13 protein-coding genes are annotated in these 16,155 nt (G+C 71.5%); 2 read left to right on the top strand and 11 right to left on the bottom strand.

Features of this window, described 5'->3' with window-relative positions; translation table 11 throughout:
- Position 1: 1 nt before the first annotated feature.
- The gene (locus DVA86_RS07320) at positions 2-946 is read right to left on the bottom strand and encodes an ABC transporter permease (protein WP_208876741.1); all 945 of its coding nucleotides are present in this window, start codon (positions 944-946) and stop codon (positions 2-4) included.
- A 55-nt stretch (positions 947-1,001) separates the two neighbouring features.
- A complete protein-coding gene (locus DVA86_RS07315) occupies positions 1,002-2,594 on the bottom strand; it encodes an ABC transporter substrate-binding protein (protein ID WP_208876740.1) in 1,593 nt (530 codons plus the stop codon).
- Between the two features lie 269 nt (positions 2,595-2,863).
- On the opposite strand from DVA86_RS07315, the gene DVA86_RS07310 reads away from it, so the two are divergent.
- A complete protein-coding gene (locus DVA86_RS07310; RefSeq protein ID WP_208876739.1) occupies positions 2,864-3,667 on the top strand; it encodes an SAM-dependent methyltransferase in 804 nt (267 codons plus the stop codon).
- A 76-nt stretch (positions 3,668-3,743) separates the two neighbouring features.
- Here the strand turns inward: DVA86_RS07310 and DVA86_RS07305 are convergent, their stop codons facing one another.
- From DVA86_RS07305 to DVA86_RS07290, 4 genes are all read right to left on the bottom strand, one after another.
- The gene (locus DVA86_RS07305) at positions 3,744-5,375 is read right to left on the bottom strand and encodes an acyl-CoA synthetase (RefSeq protein ID WP_245996381.1); all 1,632 of its coding nucleotides are present in this window, start codon (positions 5,373-5,375) and stop codon (positions 3,744-3,746) included.
- Between the two features lie 112 nt (positions 5,376-5,487).
- On the bottom strand, positions 5,488-6,318 hold the full coding sequence (locus DVA86_RS07300) for an SAM-dependent methyltransferase (RefSeq protein WP_208876738.1): 831 nt from the start codon (positions 6,316-6,318) through the stop codon (positions 5,488-5,490).
- Between the two features lie 83 nt (positions 6,319-6,401).
- A complete protein-coding gene (locus tag DVA86_RS07295) occupies positions 6,402-6,620 on the bottom strand; it encodes a DUF397 domain-containing protein (protein WP_208884471.1) in 219 nt (72 codons plus the stop codon).
- A gap of 74 nt (positions 6,621-6,694) precedes the next feature.
- Complete coding sequence (locus DVA86_RS07290; protein ID WP_208876734.1) at positions 6,695-7,567, bottom strand: helix-turn-helix domain-containing protein; 873 nt, start codon at positions 7,565-7,567, stop codon at positions 6,695-6,697.
- Positions 7,568-7,879: 312 nt separating this feature from the next.
- On the opposite strand from DVA86_RS07290, the gene DVA86_RS07285 reads away from it, so the two are divergent.
- Entirely contained in the window at positions 7,880-8,377 is a 498-nt protein-coding gene (locus tag DVA86_RS07285) for an ATP-binding protein (RefSeq protein WP_208876732.1), read from the top strand.
- Between the two features lie 58 nt (positions 8,378-8,435).
- On the opposite strand, the gene DVA86_RS07280 is transcribed toward DVA86_RS07285, so the two are convergent.
- From DVA86_RS07280 to DVA86_RS07260, 5 genes are all read right to left on the bottom strand, one after another.
- Entirely contained in the window at positions 8,436-9,998 is a 1,563-nt protein-coding gene (locus DVA86_RS07280; protein ID WP_222623299.1) for a family 43 glycosylhydrolase, read from the bottom strand.
- A gap of 174 nt (positions 9,999-10,172) precedes the next feature.
- A complete protein-coding gene (locus DVA86_RS07275) occupies positions 10,173-11,459 on the bottom strand; it encodes an NAD(P)/FAD-dependent oxidoreductase (protein WP_208876731.1) in 1,287 nt (428 codons plus the stop codon).
- Entirely contained in the window at positions 11,456-12,982 is a 1,527-nt protein-coding gene (locus tag DVA86_RS07270; protein WP_208876730.1) for an NAD(P)/FAD-dependent oxidoreductase, read from the bottom strand. The genes DVA86_RS07275 and DVA86_RS07270 overlap by 4 nt, the downstream gene beginning before the upstream one ends.
- Positions 12,979-14,418: an FGGY family carbohydrate kinase gene (locus DVA86_RS07265; protein ID WP_208876728.1), complete on the bottom strand. Its 1,440-nt coding sequence runs from the start codon at positions 14,416-14,418 to the stop codon at positions 12,979-12,981. The genes DVA86_RS07270 and DVA86_RS07265 overlap by 4 nt, the downstream gene beginning before the upstream one ends.
- Positions 14,415-15,947 carry an APC family permease gene (locus DVA86_RS07260; protein WP_208876727.1) on the bottom strand — a complete coding sequence of 511 codons (1,533 nt, stop codon included), beginning with the start codon at positions 15,945-15,947 and terminating at the stop codon, positions 14,415-14,417. Before DVA86_RS07260 ends, DVA86_RS07265 begins: the two co-directional genes overlap by 4 nt.
- Positions 15,948-16,155: the final 208 nt, after the last annotated feature.

Raw genomic sequence — 16,155 nt, 5'->3', positions numbered from 1 at the left:
GTCAGGCTTCCTCCGCCCGCGGGTCGAGGGCTCGTGTCACCAGGTCGCCGACCAGGTTGACGAGGATGACGATGGCCGCCACGGAGAGGACGACGGCCTGCACGATCGGGTAGTCCCGCTGCCCGACGGCGCTCATCAGCAGTGAACTCACCCCGGGCCAGCCGAAGATCGTCTCGACGAGGACGGTGCTGCCGATGAGGGTGGTCAGTTCGACGGTCGCCGCGGAGGCCACCGGCAGCAGGGCGGTGCGCAGCGCGTGGTCCTTGATCACCCGGCGCTCGGTGAGCCCTTTGGAGCGTGCGGTGCGCACGTAGTCGGTGTTGAGCGTCTCCAGCATCGCCGAACGCGTCATGCGCGTGATGACGGCGCAGGAGGCGGCGGTCAGCGTGACCACCGGAAGGATGAGGATCTTCAGATGGGTGACGGGGTCTTCCCACGGGGTGGTGAAGCGCTGCGGCGGCAGGACGGGGATGAAGAACGCGAAGACCATCAGCAGCAGCGTGCCGATGACGAACACGGGCAGGGAGATCCCGAAGATCGATCCGGCGACCAGGGCGTGGTCGGCGGGCCGGTCGGCGCGGGTGGCGGCGATCCGGCCGAGCAGGACGCCCAGTACGAGGGCTATGACCAGGGAGATCAGGACGAGTTCGAGCGAGTTGCCCAGGCGGGTCGGCAGATCCTGCATCACGGGCCGGCTGCTCATCAGCGAGGTGCCGAGGTCCCCTTGGAGCAGCCGCCCCCAGAAGCCGAGGTACTGCTCCAGGAACGGCTCGTTGAGATGCATCGCCTCGCGTGTCTGGGCGACCTGCTCGTCGGTGGCGCCGTCGCCGAGCGCGGCCCGTGCCGGGTCGCCGGGGATGAGCCGGACGAGCAGGAAGACGATGCTGCCGACGGCGAAGAGCTGGAGCAGCGCCTGCGCGAAGCGGGTGAGGAGGAACCGTCTCACGCTGCCTCCCCGGTGTCTGCGGCCGGCCTTCCCGCGGCCCGGCGTGTGTGCGGCCTCATGCGGTCTTCTCCATCCAGATGCGGCGGAGGGTCACCCCGGTCCAGGACCCCTTGGGAGGGTGCTGGTAGCCCTTGACGTAGTCGTAGTGCGCTTCGCCCTGCTGGCGGCGGATCGTCCAGGTCATCGGCAGGAGCTCGAGCGCCCGCTGCTCCACGTCCCGGTAGATCTCGTCGCGCAGGGAGCGGTCGCGGGTGCGGCGGCCCTCCGCCAGCAGCCGGTCGATCTCCTGGTCCTTGAAGCCGGTGTTCACGGCGAAGGTGCCGGTGCTGCTGAGGAAGTCGCCCAGTGAGGAGGGGTCGCCGAACTTCGGCGCCGTACCCCACGAGTGAGCGGGAAAGGACTTGGCGGTGACGCTGGCGCGGAAGGTCAGCCACTCCTGCTGAGTGAGCCGTACGTCCACCCCTGCCGCGCGGATCCCGGGCAGCATGGCCTGGGCCGGGCGGGCGATCACCGAGTAGGTGCTGGTGGTGACCACCGGCAGCGTCATGCCTTCCCGCCCGGCCTTCTTGAGCAGGAAACGGGCCTGCTCCGGGTCGTACGGCAGCGTGTTGTCGAGCTTCCGCGGATAACCCGCGAAGGCGTCGGGCATCAGCGCCCCGTCGATGGGCTGCCCGTGGCCGAGCAGCGCCGTCTCCAGCACGGACGGCCGGTTGATGGACAGCGCGATGGCCTTGCGGACGCGTACGTCGTCGAACGGCGGCTTGCTGGTGACGAATCCGACGAAGCCGAAGCCGAAGGTCCGGTCGGACGCGAAGCGCAGCCGGGGGTTCTCGGAGATGACGTCGACGTGGGTCGCGGGGACGTAGTCGATCATGTCCACGGTGGCGGTGCGCAGGGCGGTCACGCGGGCGTAGTCGTCGCTCATCGGCTGGAAGACGATGGCGTTGAGGTACGGGAGCCCGTCGTCGAAGTAGTCGTCGAAGCGGGTGAAGGTGGTGCTCACGCCCGGGATGCGCTCAACGAACCGGAACGGTCCCGTCCCCATGACCTGCGTCATGGGATCGGCGCCGGACTCGATCCATCGCTGGGAGACGATGTTCGCGGTCGGTCCGGCGAGGACGAAGGGGATCGTCGTGTCGGGCTGCTTCAGCCGGAAGACGACCGTGTCGGCGCCGCGCGCCTCGACCTTCTCGACCAGGTCGAGGAGGGGGCCGGTGGTGGCGGCGGTCTTCTTGTCCATCATCCGCCGGAACGAGAACACCACGTCCTCGGTGGTCAGCCGGGTGCCGTCGTGGAAACGCACGCCCGGGTGCAGTCTGACCTTGTAGGTCGTGGTGTCGGTCCAGCCGAACTCGGCCGCGAGATCGCCGACGATCTCGCCGTTCCCGTCGTACTGGAGCAGTCCGTTGTACGTCAGCTGCCGCAGGAAGTCCGATGCCGCGCCGGTGGTGACGTGCGGATCGAGGTTGGCCGGGTCCGTGGACAGCCCGAAGTGCAGGACCCCGCCGCGGTTCGGCTTGCCCGGCCGGGCCCGCACGGCCTCCATGGACTCGGGCAGGTTCACGGGAGTCCCGCAGCCCGCCAGAGCCGCACTGCCGAGCGCGCCACCGCCTACTGCGAGCAGGCGCCGCCTGCTGATTGGTGCCATGACATCTCCACGCATCGGGGCCCAGGACGAGCCGGTCCGGGTGTGGATCCACCGTGCATGGAGCATGTATACACGGAGTCCACACAGTGGTCAACGGATCGGGAAGGGCCGAAAACACGGCCGTGTACGCCCCCGCCACGGCCGGTCCCCGGGCGGGTCCTCGGCCAAGCCGCTGGCGGGGCGCGGCAGTTGAGGGTAGGTATGGGGCGTACGTTGGGATGGTCCGGCCGCCGTACGTGCACCCGTCTGCCGCCAGTGAGGGGAATTCCATGACCGACAGTCCCGAGCAGAGCCCGCGCGGAGTGGACACCACGGTTCCGCACTCCGCCAGGGTCTGGAACCACTGGCTGGGCGGGAAGGACAACTACAAGGTCGACCAGGAGCTCAGCGCCCGGTTCTGCGAGGTCTTCCCCGGCATCGTCGATCTCGCGCGCACCTCCCGGTACTTCCTGGTGCGCACCGTGCGCTATCTCGCCGAGGAGGCGGGGGTCCGGCAGTTCCTCGACATCGGCACCGGGCTGCCCACCGCCGACAACACCCACCAGGTCGCGCAGCGGTGCGCGCCCGAGTCGAAGGTCGTCTACGTCGACAACGACCCGCTGGTGCTGGCGCACGCCCGCGCGCTGCTCACCAGTACGCCCGAGGGGACGACGCAGTACATCGACGCGGATCTGCACGACCCGGACCGGATCCTGCGGATCGCCGGGGAGACGCTGGACTTCTCGCAGCCCGTCGCGCTCACGATGATGCAGACCGTGGGACACGTCGCCGACTACGCCGAGGCCCGCGCGCTCGTGGACCGCCTGATGGCCGCCCTGCCCTCCGGCAGCTATCTCGCGCTCAACGACAGCGTCGACACCCACAAGGCGAACGCCGAGGCCACCGCGCGCTACAACGACAGCGGCGCCGTCCCGTACCAGCTGCGCAGCCACGAGCAGATCGCCGGCTTCTTCACCGGGCTGGAGCTGGTGGAGCCCGGCGTGGTGGCGCTCGCGCACTGGCGGCCCGACTTCGCGGAGATCAGCGACCCGGCGGAGACGGGAGCGGTCGGCGGGGTCGGCCGCAAGCCGTAGCACCGCCCCGGCCGCCACCGCCGCCCCCGTCCGGAGGGCGGGGGCGGCGGGCAGGGACGGCCGCCAGGGCGGCGGCTCAGGTCTCCGCCTGCCCGGACAGCCCCGCGTGCTCCGCGCGCAGGTCGCGCTTGAGGATCTTGCCGCTGGGGTTCTTGGGCAGGGCCTCGGCGAAGACGACGTACTTGGGCCGCTTGTAGCCGGCGAGGTGCTCGCGTACGTGGGCGTGCACGGCGTCCTCGGTGAGGGCCGCGCCCGGCTTCGGTACGACGGCCGCGATGACCGCCTCGATCCAGCGCGGGTGGCTGATGCCGAACACCGCGACCTCGGCCACGCCGTCGAGGAGGTAGATCGCCTCCTCGACCTCGCGGCTGGCGACGTTCTCGCCGCCGGTCTTGATCATGTCCTTCTTCCGGTCGACCACCGTCAGGCAGCCGTCCTCGCTCATGACCCCGAGGTCGCCGGAGTGGAACCAGCCGCCGCGGAACGCCTCGGCGGTCTTCTCCTCGTCGTTGTAGTAGCCGAGCGTCGCGTGCGGGCTGCGGTGCACGATCTCGCCCGTCTCGCCGGGGGGCAGCACCTTGTCGGACGCGTCGACGACGCGTGTCTCGACGTTCAGGGCAGGCCACCCGGCCGACCCGGCGTGCGTCTCCTGTGCGTGCGGGCCCAGGATCGTGGCCGCCGGGGCCATTTCGGTCTGGCCGTAGAAGTTCCACAACCGGAGGTGCGGGAGCCGCTCCCGCAGCTCGCGCAGGACCTCCACGGGCATCGGGGAGGCGCCGTAGTAGCCCTTGCGCAGCGACGACAGGTCCCGTACGGCGAAGTCGGGGTGGCCGAGCAGGGCGATCCAGACGGTCGGCGGGCAGAACAGCTTGGTGACGCGTTCCCGTTCGATCGTCTCGAGCAGCGCGGCCGGGTCCGGCGCGGGCAGGATGATGCTGGTCGCGCCCAGGTAGATGTCCACGGAGAGGAAGCAGTCGAGCTGCGCGCAGTGGTAGAGCGGCAGCGCGTGCACTTCGACGTCGTCGGCGCTCATGCCCCCGTCGATCGCGCACGATACGTACTGCGACACCAGCGAACGTGACGAGAGCAGCACGCCCTTCGGCTGCGCCTCCGTGCCGGAGGTGTACATCAGCCGCAGCGGGTCGTCGTCCGCGACGGACGCCTCGACCGGCTCCGGATCGCCCCGGTCGATCCAGGTGTCGACGTCCTCCCAGCCGTCGGCCGCCGCCGAGCCGGTCCCGGCGATCCAGCCGCGTACCCCGCCCCGCGTCCCCGCGGCGGCGAGCGCCTTCCCGGCGGTGGGCGCGAGGGAGTCCTCGGTGACCATCCCGGCGGCACCGGAGTGGCGGAGGATGTACGCGATCTCCTTGGCGCCCAGCATGAAGTTCACCGGAACGAGGACCGCCCCCAGCCGCGCGGTGGCGAAGGCGAGCACCACGTACTGCCGGCAGTTGCGGCTGAGCAGCGCGAGCCGGTCGCCCTTGCGCAGGCCGCGGTCGGCGAGCGCGCGGGCGCAGCGGTGCACCGACCTGTCCAACTCGGCGTAGCTCACGCGGCGTTCGCCGGCCACGACGGCGGTCTTGCCGGGGTATCGCGCGGCGGTACGGGTGAGCAGGTCGCTCACGGAGTGCCGGCGGACGTCGGCGACGAGCCGAGCGGTCGCGGGAGTGAACGCCACGGGGTCGGGCGTCGCCATCGGGTCGGACATCTGGGCCTCCGGTCTCAGACGGTTCCGGGGCGCCCCGCGTGTCAGCCCTCGTTCGGGTCGGCCGGCACGCGGCCCCGGTGACTCGTGACCGTATAGCGATCCGGCCGCCGGGTCACCGTACGGAGCGCTTGATGCCCACCCCGGCCCACAGGCTGACCTCGGCGTCCGAGTGCCCGTCGGCCGCGTCACCGTCGGCCCCGTCGGGGCGCCAGCGGTGGCCGACGGTGACGCCGGGGGCGAGCAGGTCGAGACCTTCGAAGAAGCGGGCGACGTCCCCCTGGGAGCGGAACTGCACGGGCGTCCCGGAGTTGGTGTAGATGTCGGTGACCTTCTGCCAGGTGGGCGAGTCGAAGTCGGGCGTGCAGTGACTCAGGGCGAGTGCGCTGCCCGCGGGAAGGACGCCCAGCAGCCGGTCGACGATCCCGTACGGGTCCTGGGCGTCGGTCACGAAGTGCATGAGGGCGTTCAGCGAGAGCGCCACGGGCTGGCCCAGGTCCAGCACGTCTTCCAGCTCGGGGGCGTTGAGCAGCGACTGCGGATCGTTGACGTCGGCCTGGATGTACGTGGTGCGGCCCTGGCGCGTGCTGCGCATCAGGCGCTCGGCGTACTTCAGGACGAGCGGGTCGTTGTCGGCGTAGACGACCCGGGCGTCGGGGACCACGGCCTGGGCCACCTGGTGCAGGTTCGGTTCGGTGGGGATGCCGGTGCCGATGTCGAGCCACTGCCGGATGCCGTGCTCCCGGGCGAGGACGCGGGTGGCCCGGTGCATGAAGGCGCGGTTCTCGCGGGCGCAGGTGAAGATGCCGGGGTAGGCGGTCGCGACGGCCTCGGCCGCCTGCTTGTCGACGTCGAAGTGGTCCTTGCCGCCGAGGTAGTAGTCGTACATGCGGGCGGAGTGGGGCCTGCTGGTGTCGATGTCCCGCGCGGCGTGGCTGTTGCTCATCTCGTCCCCTTCAGCGGTGTTCGTGGTGCGCCGGGCAGGTCACGGCCGGGGCCGGCACGGATCCTCCCGCTCGTTCTGCTGGTTCAGCCGGCCGTCAGATGGTCGGCGAGGCCCCTCTTCACGCCTGCGACGAACGCTGCGAGTTCCTGCGGCGTGTAGATCAGCGCCGGACCGGCGGGATCGGTGGACTGCCGCAGGGCGATACGGCCGTCGGCGAGCTGCTTGGTCTCCACGCACTGGCCCCCGTTGGGCCCGCTCCATGGGCACTCCCAGCCCTGCTCGCCGAGGTCCAACGCGGGCATCCCGTTGTAGACGTGGCCTGTGTGGACGTGGCCCTTGCGTACGTGGCCGTTCTGGACTTGGCCGTCGGTGAGGGTCATGAGTACTCCTTGCGCAAGCGGTGCAGCACCGCTCTGCTGTCTGCGGACGAGGTCAGCAGGGACATCCGGTTGTGCGCTTCGAGGTGGGCCGCGACGTCGGAGCGCTGGTCCAGGTACATGGAGCCGGTGAGGATCTCGCTGTAGACGATGTCGGGCAGCTCCGGTTCCTCGAACCGGAAGTAGGTGAAGGGGGCGCACGCTCCGACGTGGGCGCCCGCGGAGAACGGCACGATGTCGACGCTGACGTGGTCCAGCTCCGAGACCTCCAGGAGCCGGTCGATCTGCTCCCGCATGACCTCCGCGCCGCCCACGGCCCGGTGCAGTACGGCCTCCTCCATCACGACCCACAGCGTGGGGGCGTCGGGCCGCTCCAGCAGGCCCTGGCGGCGCAGCCGCAGGCCCACCCGGCGCTCGAGGTCGTCCTCGCTGTCGTTGGGGAAGCCGCCGCGCAGGACGGCGCGTGCGTACTGGTAGCTCTGCAGCAGCCCGGTGACGTAGTGGGGTTCGTAGGTACGCAGGGTCTTGGCGCCGGTCTCCAGGCTGACGTACGCGGTGAACCACCCGGGCAGCACGTCGCGGTACGCGTGCCACCAGCCGGGCTCGTTGGCCCGCTCGGCGAGGGCGACGAACTCGTCGATCTCCTGCTGCCCGGCCCCGTAGGTCTGCAGCAGCTTCTCCACGTACAGGGGCTTGAGGGCGACCTCCGCCTTCTCCAGACGGCGGATGGTCAGGGGCTTCACACGCAGGGCCTGGGCAGCGTCCTCCAGCGACACCTCCGCGGCCTGCCGCATGTCCTGCAGCCTGCGGCCGAGGATCATCCGGAGAACGGTGGGTGCGCTGGCGCCCGCTCCTGAACGAGCTTCGCTCATGCCCTACCTCCTGAGGGACCGTCATCAGCACGAGTCTGACAGCGACTTGCTGATGCCGCTAGAAGGATACCGTCTTCCTGAAATTATCAGGGAGGAGCTTGCAGTATGAACTCGGCTGCGAGCATAGTGACTTGTGCCAGCGACCTCGCCCCGCGCGAGCGCGCAGTACGCCAACCTGCCGTAGACCACGTGGAGTTGGCGTGCCGGCGTACGTGTCGCGCGCCCGCACACCGGAACAACCCCCCGCCCCGCAGGCCCGCGACCACCTGCCCTGTCTCCTGACCGCGCCCGTCCCGATGGAAGGCGACAACGGTGTCTCCCCTCCCCCACACCACCTCCTCCCCTCAGCCGTTAGAAGTCGGGGGTCCGGACCGAACACACTGGCTCGAGCTCCCGGCCGAGCGCCCCAGCGTCGGGGCCGCCCGCCGCTCGCTGACCGCGCCGCTGACCGCGTGGGGCCTGCCAGAGGACCTGTGCGCGGACGCCGTTCTGCTCATGTCCGAACTGGCCACCAACGCCGTGTGCCACACGCTGAGCCCGCGGATCCTCTGCGGCGCCGGGCTCGTCACCGACATGTGCCTCCGCATCGAGGTGCACGACCACGACCGCACCGGCGGCGGCCTGTCCCGGTGCCGCCCCGGACCGGACGACGAGAACGGCCGCGGCCTGCTCCTCGTCCAGGAGATCGCGTACACCTGGGGAGTCGACCGCTCGGCGCGCACCGGAGGGAACGCCGTATGGGCGACCCTGACGACCGCGTCGTACGACGGCACCGGGACCGCGGGGCGCGGCCACGGCACCGTCTGCTGAACGCCGGCCGCTGAACGCTGCCTGCTGAGCACCGCCCGCCGACGACACCCGGGGAGCCCTACGGGTAGACCTCGGCCCTGTCGACGCTGACGAACGCGGCGCCGGACTCGGGGTTCTTCTCGCCCGTCACCCGGACCGTGACCGTGTGCTCCCCCGGTTCGAGCCGCGGGCTCACCCACTGCAACTGCTCCCCGACGCGCGTACTGCCGTGGAAGTCGACACGCTGCTCCGCGCCGCCGTCGACCGAGACGGCGGCGATGCCGTTGCCGGTGTCCTTGACGGACAGCAGCGCGAGGCGGGTGCCGTTGAAGCGGATGGTCGCGGTGGCCCCGGCCTCCTCGCTCCAGTGGTCGTCGCCGTGGAAGCACTGGGCGCCGCACTGGCTGCCGGAGTTCCAGTTCCCGGTGTACGTCACCTGCGGGTCGGTGTCGTTGAGCGCGGTCGTGCCCGGGCCCGGGTCGCCAGCGGGGAGGTCGACCGGGGTGCCGAGGGCGACGGGGACGCCGAGGTCCGGCCGGCCGTCGGCGGTCCAGCCGATCCGCTGCGCCCGGGTGGTGCGCCAGTCGTAGGTGTACGCGGACGTGTTCTTCGCGTGGTACGCGATCCAGTCCTCGGTGCCGTCGGGCGAGGTGAAGAAGAAGTGGTGCCCCGGGCCCCAGACACCGGCGGCATCGTTGCGCGAGAAGAGCGGCCCGGGCTCCTGCGTCCAGGCGGCGGGGTCGAGCGGATTCGCGCCGGGCGGCAGGGACTTCGACCAGACCGCGTAGTCCGGCTTGCCGGTGTCGCAGGCGGAGTAGGTGAGGAAGAGACGGCCGTCCTTGTTGCGGATGGGGGTCGGACCCTCGCGCACCTCCGGGCAGTTGCCGTCGACGGGCAGGTGGACGCGGCTGCCGCCGAGGGTCCAGGGGTTGGCCATGGGCGCGAGGAACAGCTGGTTGCGTACGCCGTCGTCACGCTCGCCGCTCCAGGCGAAGTACAGCTTGCCGTCGTGCTCGAAGGGCTCGCCGTCGATGGCCCAGCGGTCGTTGCCGGAGTCGGCGACCTTGGCCTTGAAGTGGTACGGGCCGAGGGGGTCGGAGCCCTCGGACTCGAGCACGTACATGCGGTGCGCGGAGTCGTTGCCGTCGCTCGCGGTGTAGTAGAGGTACCAGTGCTCGGCGCCGTCCACGGTCGCCTTGTACAGGCCCGGCGCCCAGATCTGCCGGTTGCGGGACGGGTCGCTGTCGCGCCACACCTCGTGCGGCTCGGCGGTCAGCAGGGTCGCGATACTGGGCGACCTCCAGATGCGCAGGGCGTCGCCCTGGGTGGTCGCGATGTAGTAGTGGCCCTCGTGGGTGACGAGGGCCGGGTCGGGTCCGGTGTTGACGGGATTGCGGAACTGGCCGGCGGCCGTGCCCTTCTGCTTGGGCTTGACCTTGGTCTTGGTCTTGGTCTTGGTCTCGGATTCGGTCTCGGCCTTGGCCTTGGCTTCCGGCTCGGCTTCGGAGTTCCCGCCACGGTCGGCGGACGGACGGGCGGCGGCCGGGCCGATTCCGGCCATGGCGACGACGAGGCACAGGGCCGCGGCCAGGAGCGGCCGGCGTCTGCGGCGCAGTGGATGTCTCACGGGCGTACCTTCCATACGATGCCGATCAGGCTCTGGACGGACACACGGCGTGATGCACGAACACAGGCGTACAGAAAGGTATATAGCGCGAATTCCAACGTTGTACAAGCGTCGGCGCAGCCCGTACGCGCCCCCGCGCAAGGCGTACGGGAGCGGTACGGGAGCTGTACGGGGGCGGGGAGCGGCCGGTCAGTCGAGGCCGATGCGGACCGTTCCGCCCGTGGCGGAGGCGCGGTCGAGGAGCGCCGAGGGGACGCGGAAGACCCGCCCGGGCGCGGCCGGCCAGGGCAGCGTACGGCGGGCGAGGACGCGGCCGTCCTGACGTACGGTCACCCGGGGGAACCGCACGAACTCGTCGGTCCACAGCAGCAGTCGGCCGCGCGCGGGCGGCGGATCGTACGGGCGCAGGATCTGCGGAGCGACCCAGCGGAACGGGACGTCGGCGGCCAGGCGCAGGCCGTCCTCCGGCTGCCGGTGGCCGCGCAGGTGCCGGATGACCTGTTCGGCGACGTGCCGCCCGTCGAGCGCGGCGATGTCGGCGGTGTCGACGGGGTGGAGCAGGTTCCCGGCGGCGAAGGTGCCCGCGCGGCTGGTGCGCAGGGCGGTGTCCGTGACGGGCCCGAGGGTGCCGTCGTCGAGGGTGATGCCGGCGGTGCGGGCGAGTTCGTGGTCGGGGATCCAGTCGCCGGTGAAGACGACGGTGTCGCAGGCGAACGTACGCCGCCGGCCGGTGTCGAGGTGCTCGATCTCCACGGCCTCGCAGCGGCCCTTGCCGATGACGCGGGTGACGCGGGTGCGGGTGGCGACGGGGACGCGGAGCACCGTACGGCCGGCGGCGTTGAAGGCGGCGTACGACTCGGCCCTGGCGTACTGGCTGACCATGAGGGCCGGTGTGCAGCCCGCCTCGCGCAGGGTGACGGCCGCGGACCAGCTGACGAGTTCGCCGCCGACGATGACGGCCCGCTTGCCGACGGGCTGGTGGTGCACGTGGACGAGGTTCTGCAACTGGCCTGTGGTGTACACCCCTTGGGGCCGGTCGCCTGGGATGCGGCGTGCGCTGCGGGGGCGTTCGCGGGCGCCGGTGGCCAGCACGGTGGCGCGGGGCCGTATGCGGAAGCGGCCTTCGGGGCTGGTGACCTCGGCGGCGCCGTCGCCTGCCCAGCCGGTGACCATCGTGCGGGTGCGGATGTCCGCGCCGGCGGCGGTGGCCCGGTCGGTGAGCTGCCGGGCGTACGCGGGCCCGGATAGGACACGGTGCAGGTCGCGCAGCCCGTAGCCGGTGTGGTCGCTGTGCCGGGGGATGCCGCCGGCCTCGGGTTCGCGGTCGACGACGAGGACGTGGCCGGCGCCTGCCCCGGCCAGCTCGGCGGCGGCGGTGAGACCGGCGGGGCCGCCGCCGATGACGAGGACGTCGGGCGTGAGCAGCGGGGTTCCGGCCGTGGACGGGGCGGGCGTGGTGCTGGCGTGCTGGTTCATCGTTGTCCTTCGGGCCTGGTCGGCACGGTCGTCGCGGACGTCTCGGTCGGCACGGACGTCTCCGTCGGCACGGACGTCTCCGTCGGCACGGTCGGCGCATCGTCGCGGTCGCCGCAGCCGTCGCGGGTGTACCGGCGGCACAGGGCGTCGACGGCCGCGCCGCAATAGAAGCCCTGGCAGCGGCCGTTCATGGCGCGGGTGCGGCGGCGCAGCCCGTCGAGGCCGCGGGCGGGTACGGGGGCGTGGCAGGCGTCGCGGATCTCGCCTTCGGAAACGCGTTCGCAGAAGCAGACGATGGTGCCGTACGCCGGGTCCCCGGCGATGAGTTCGGCGTCCTCGTACGGGCGGGGTGCGGCCTCGCCGATGTTGGGCATGTGCGGCGGGCCGGGCAGCCGGCCGCGGCTCTCCAGGTCCAGTCCGGCGTCGGCCAGGAGGGTGCGTACGTGCTCGGCGATGGCCATGCCCGCGGTCAGCCCCGTGGAACGGATGCCGCCGACGACGAGGTAGCGCTGCTCCGGGGTGGCTTCGATGACGTAGTCGCCGTGCTCCGTCGCGGCCCGCAGACCCGCGTAACTCGCGGTGACCTCCTCGGCCAGCAGACGGGGCATGAGCTGTTCCCCCTTGCGAAGCAGGTACGCCTGGCCGTCCTCCGAAGTCCCGGTGTCGGTGCGGTCGGTGAGGTCTTCGGCGGTGGGGCCGAGCATGACGTTGCCGTAGATGGTCGGTGAGATGAGCACGCCCTTGCCGCGGGAGGTGGGCACGGGCAGGACGATCTTGTCGACCAGGGGGCGGGCGAGCTTGTCGAAGACGAACAGCTCGCCGCGGCGCGGGGTCACGGTGAACCGGTCGTGGCCGAACAGCCGGTCGATGTGGTCGGCGCCCAGCCCGGCCGCGTTGACGACCCAGCGGGCGCGTACGTCACCGGCCGTGGTGGTCAGCGTGGTGTGGCCGTCGTGGGCCTCGACGCCGGTGACCGAGTGCCGCAGCAGGATGTCGGTGCCGCGCTGCTGTGCGTCGGTGGCCAGGGCGAGGCTGGTGGTCCAGGTGCAGATGATCGACTCGTCCGGTACGGACAGCCCGCCGAGCACACCGTCTCCGAGGCCGGGCACGGTGCGGTAGACCTCGTCGGCGCCGACGAGGCGGCAGTGCGCGTAGCCGTTGGCCTCGGCCTTGTCCCGCAGCCCCGGCAGGGCGTCGAGCTCCTCGAGGGTCCAGGCCACCAGCAGGGCGCCGGTGTGCTCGACGGGGATGCCGGTGGCCTTGGCGTACTCGGACAGCAGGTGGAAGCCGCGGGCGACGAGGCGGGACTCGAGGGTGCCGGGTGTGGCGTCGAAGCCCGTGTGCAGGATGGCGGTGTTCGCCTTGCTGGTGCCGTCACCGACGTCATCGCGGGCTTCGACGAGGGCGACGGTCAGCTCGTAGCCGGACAGCTCCCGTGCGATGGCCGCGCCGACGATGCCGCCTCCGATGACGGCGACGTCGTGGACGCCGGCGTGAGGGGCCCGTGGGGTGGCGGGTGTCATGCGTGTTCTCCCTTGCCGGCGCGGGCGGCGGCGGCCCGCGTCCAGGTGGTGCGGAATTCCTCGGCCCGGTCGGCCGGCCAGCGGGGCTCGTATACGGTCGTGGGCCGCCAGTCGCCCACCGCGTCCTCCAGGGTGAGCGCCGGGTCCAGTGCGCAGCGGGCCATGGCGGCGGCGCCGAGCGCGGTGGCGTGCGCGGAGGGGTAGAGGTCCACGGGGAGCTGGCCGATGTCCGCCTGCGCCTGCATCAGGGTGGCGCTGTTGGTCAGGCCGCCGTCGGCGCGCAGCCGCGTCAGGGGCCGGCCGAGGTCGGCCTGGACCAGCCGGCCCAGCTCGGCGACCTGTGCGGCGATCCCCTGGAGCACGGCGAGGACCAGGTGCCCGGGCCGGGTGGAGAGGGTCATGCCGGTGAGCGAGGCCGTCGCCTCCGGCGCCCACCAGGGCGCGGCGAGGCCCGCGAACGCGGGCACGCACAGGACGCCTTCGGCGTCCGCGGCGGCCAGCGCGTCCAGTTCGGCGGCGGAGCCGACGAGGCCGAGGTCCTGTAGCCACCGTACGGCGGAGGCGACGGTGTAGACCTGCCCGTCGACGCAGTACGGCGTACGGCCGCGGGCGCGCCAGGCCACCGAGGTCGTCAGCCCGGCGGTGGAACGCACGGCGCTGCGGCCGGTGTTTGCCAGCAGGAACGCCCCGGTGCCGTACGTGCACTTCGCGGTCCCCGCCTCCAGGCAGCTCTCCGCCACGAGTGCGGCCTGCTGGTCGACGATCAGACCGGCCACGGGGACGGGGGCGGCGCCGCCGAAGGCGCGCGTGGTGCCGACGATCTCGTCGCAGGCGGCGATGCGCGGGAGCCGCTCGTCCGCGAGGCCGAACAGGCCGGCGAGCTCGCCGTCCCAGGCGACCGTGTCCAGGTCGAGGAGGAGCGAACGGCTGGCGGTGGTGGCGTCGGTGACGAACTCGCCGGTGAGTTGGTGGACCAGCCACGTGTCGGTGGTCGTGACCACGCCCTCGCGGGTGAGGTTGCGGCGCAGCCACGCCATCTTCGGGGCGGAGAAGTACGGGTCGAGGACGAGACCGGTGCGTGCGGCGAAGCGGTCGGCGTGCTCGGCCAGTTCGTGGCAGATGCCCTCGGCGCGGCGGTCCTGCCACACGATCGCCGGGGACAGCGGGGTGCCGGTGGCCGGGTCCCAGGCGAGGACCGTCTCGCCCTGGTTGGCGAGGGCGACGCAGTCGACGGGGCGGCCGGCCGTACGGACCGCGCTGCGGCCGGTGTTCAGGACGGAGTCGAGGAGTTCGCCGGGGTCCTGCTCGACTCCCCCGCCGGGCAGGTAGACCGGGCGTACGGTCTCCTCGGCGACGGCGACGGTGCCCTCGGCGGAGTCGACGACGACGGCCTTGGTACCGGAGGTGCCCTGGTCGATGGCGAGGACGGTGGTCATCGGGGGCTGCCCTCCGCGGTGACGTCCGCGGCGTCCGCGGCGTCCAGCGTGCGGTCGACGTCGGCCATGTCGGGCATGGTCAGCCCCTGCCTGCCGCGCCGGCGGAGGAGTCCGGCGAAGTAGACGGCGCCGATGGCGAACAGCACCAGTACGTACGTCCAGGGCGCGCGGAAGGAGGCGTCGCGGAAGATGAGCAGCTCGTACGCGAGCCACACGCTCGCGACGACCAGGACCGGCACCTCCCAGCGCCCGAGTGCGAAACCCCGGGTCGGCGGAAGGGACTTGCGCTTGGCGATGTACATGGCGATCGTCCCGGCGTAGATGAGGGCGGGCAGCAGCGTGGCCGCCGAGAACAGCTCGAACAGCGCGTCCGTGGAACGCGAGAACAACGCCAGGATGGCCTGCGCGACGAGCAGCATGAACACGGACGCGTTCAGCGGCGTGGCGGTACGCCGGTCCACGCGGCGCAACAGGCGCCAGCCGGGGAAGCGTTCGTCCCGCGACATCGCGTACACCAGGCGCGTTCCGCTGAGGGTGATGACGAGTCCGCAGGAGAAGATCGAGATCACGACGAGAACGAGCAGCACCTTGCCGACGACCGAGCCCAGTACGGCGGTGATCACGGTCGCCACCGGGGTCTCGGAGGTGCCGACTCCGGCCACCTTGCCCGCCGCGGCGGTGATCGCGACGAGGAACAGGAAGCCGAGCACGCCGAGCGAGATGACGGCGCGGACCATGGCCTTGGGGATCACACGGGCAGGTTCGCGGGTCTCCTCGGCCAGGTTCGCCGCCGACTCGAAGCCGACGATGGTGAAGGCCCCGAGCAGGAACGCCAGCGCGAACGGGCCCGCCTCGGTGGCGCCGCCCAGCGCGTAGTAGCCGTCGGCGGGCACGGACGCCGTGTCGAAGAGGTTGCCGAAGTCCAGCTTGCCGGTGAAGGCGCCGACGGCGAACAGCAGGACCGTCAGCGCGATCATGCCGATCAGCTGCACGGTGACCGCGACGCTGTTGACCTTGTGCGTACTGCGCGTCGACAGGGCCACCAGCACCGCCTGGAGCAGGACCACCACCGCCGTGATCGCCCACGCGTTCTGCGTGGTGCCGACGTACCGGAACAGCTCCGGCAGGATCGTCGAGGCGATCGTGTAGTCCACGGCGACCACGACCACCCCGAGGAACGCGAACGAGATCCAGCCCATGATCCAGCCCCACACCGGGCCCACGATCCGCGACACCCACTGGTACGAGTAGCCGCTGATCGGGATGCGCGCGGCGAGGGCGCCGAAGACCAGCGCCACCGTCAGCTGGCCGACCACGGCGATCGGCCAGGCCCAGATGCCGCGCGGACCCGAGGTCGCGAGGACCGCGCCGTAGGTCGTGAAGATGCCCGTCGCGATCGACACGAACCCGAAGGCCACGGAGAACGAGGCGTACCAGCCCAGTTCCCGGGGCATCTTCCGCTGCGGCTCCTCGGCGGTCTGCAGGCGGGACTCCCCCGCCCCGTGCGCGCCTCTGTCTGGATGCGTCATAGCTCGTTCCCCTGCTTCAAGGTGTCCCGCCGCGAGTGCGGGCCGGTGGACGCGGACGGGCCGTAAGGCACCCTCGCTGACCGAATCTGTGGAAAACTGACTGCGAATACCCGGAAGTGTGGACCTCTGCCCGCCTCTCGTCAAGAGGAACCCCGAGCTGCCGTACTGCCGTCCTAGAATGCGGTCAGAGATCCACAGAAACAGTCAG

The sequence above is a fragment of the Streptomyces armeniacus genome, from assembly GCF_003355155.1.
In the GTDB taxonomy this organism is placed as follows: Bacteria; Actinomycetota; Actinomycetes; order Streptomycetales; family Streptomycetaceae; genus Streptomyces; species Streptomyces armeniacus.
This window is presented reverse-complemented; position numbering and strand designations above follow the sequence as displayed.

What these genes read in the sequence shown, in the direction of transcription:
- DVA86_RS07265 (WP_208876728.1), bottom strand. Translation starts at nt 14,418, where the DNA reads ATGACCACCGTCCTCGCCATCGACCAGGGCACCTCCGGTACCAAGGCC.
- DVA86_RS07270 (WP_208876730.1), bottom strand. Translation starts at nt 12,982, where the DNA reads ATGACACCCGCCACCCCACGGGCCCCTCACGCCGGCGTCCACGACGTC.
- DVA86_RS07315 (WP_208876740.1), bottom strand. Translation starts at nt 2,594, where the DNA reads ATGGCACCAATCAGCAGGCGGCGCCTGCTCGCAGTAGGCGGTGGCGCG.
- DVA86_RS07260 (WP_208876727.1), bottom strand. Translation starts at nt 15,947, where the DNA reads ATGACGCATCCAGACAGAGGCGCGCACGGGGCGGGGGAGTCCCGCCTG.
- DVA86_RS07300 (WP_208876738.1), bottom strand. Translation starts at nt 6,318, where the DNA reads ATGAGCAACAGCCACGCCGCGCGGGACATCGACACCAGCAGGCCCCAC.
- DVA86_RS07280 (WP_222623299.1), bottom strand. Translation starts at nt 9,998, where the DNA reads ATGGAAGGTACGCCCGTGAGACATCCACTGCGCCGCAGACGCCGGCCG.
- DVA86_RS07295 (WP_208884471.1), bottom strand. Translation starts at nt 6,620, where the DNA reads ATGCCCGCGTTGGACCTCGGCGAGCAGGGCTGGGAGTGCCCATGGAGC.
- DVA86_RS07275 (WP_208876731.1), bottom strand. Translation starts at nt 11,459, where the DNA reads ATGAACCAGCACGCCAGCACCACGCCCGCCCCGTCCACGGCCGGAACC.
- DVA86_RS07290 (WP_208876734.1), bottom strand. Translation starts at nt 7,567, where the DNA reads ATGAGCGAAGCTCGTTCAGGAGCGGGCGCCAGCGCACCCACCGTTCTC.
- DVA86_RS07305 (WP_245996381.1), bottom strand. Translation starts at nt 5,375, where the DNA reads ATGTCCGACCCGATGGCGACGCCCGACCCCGTGGCGTTCACTCCCGCG.
- DVA86_RS07310 (WP_208876739.1), top strand. Translation starts at nt 2,864, where the DNA reads ATGACCGACAGTCCCGAGCAGAGCCCGCGCGGAGTGGACACCACGGTT.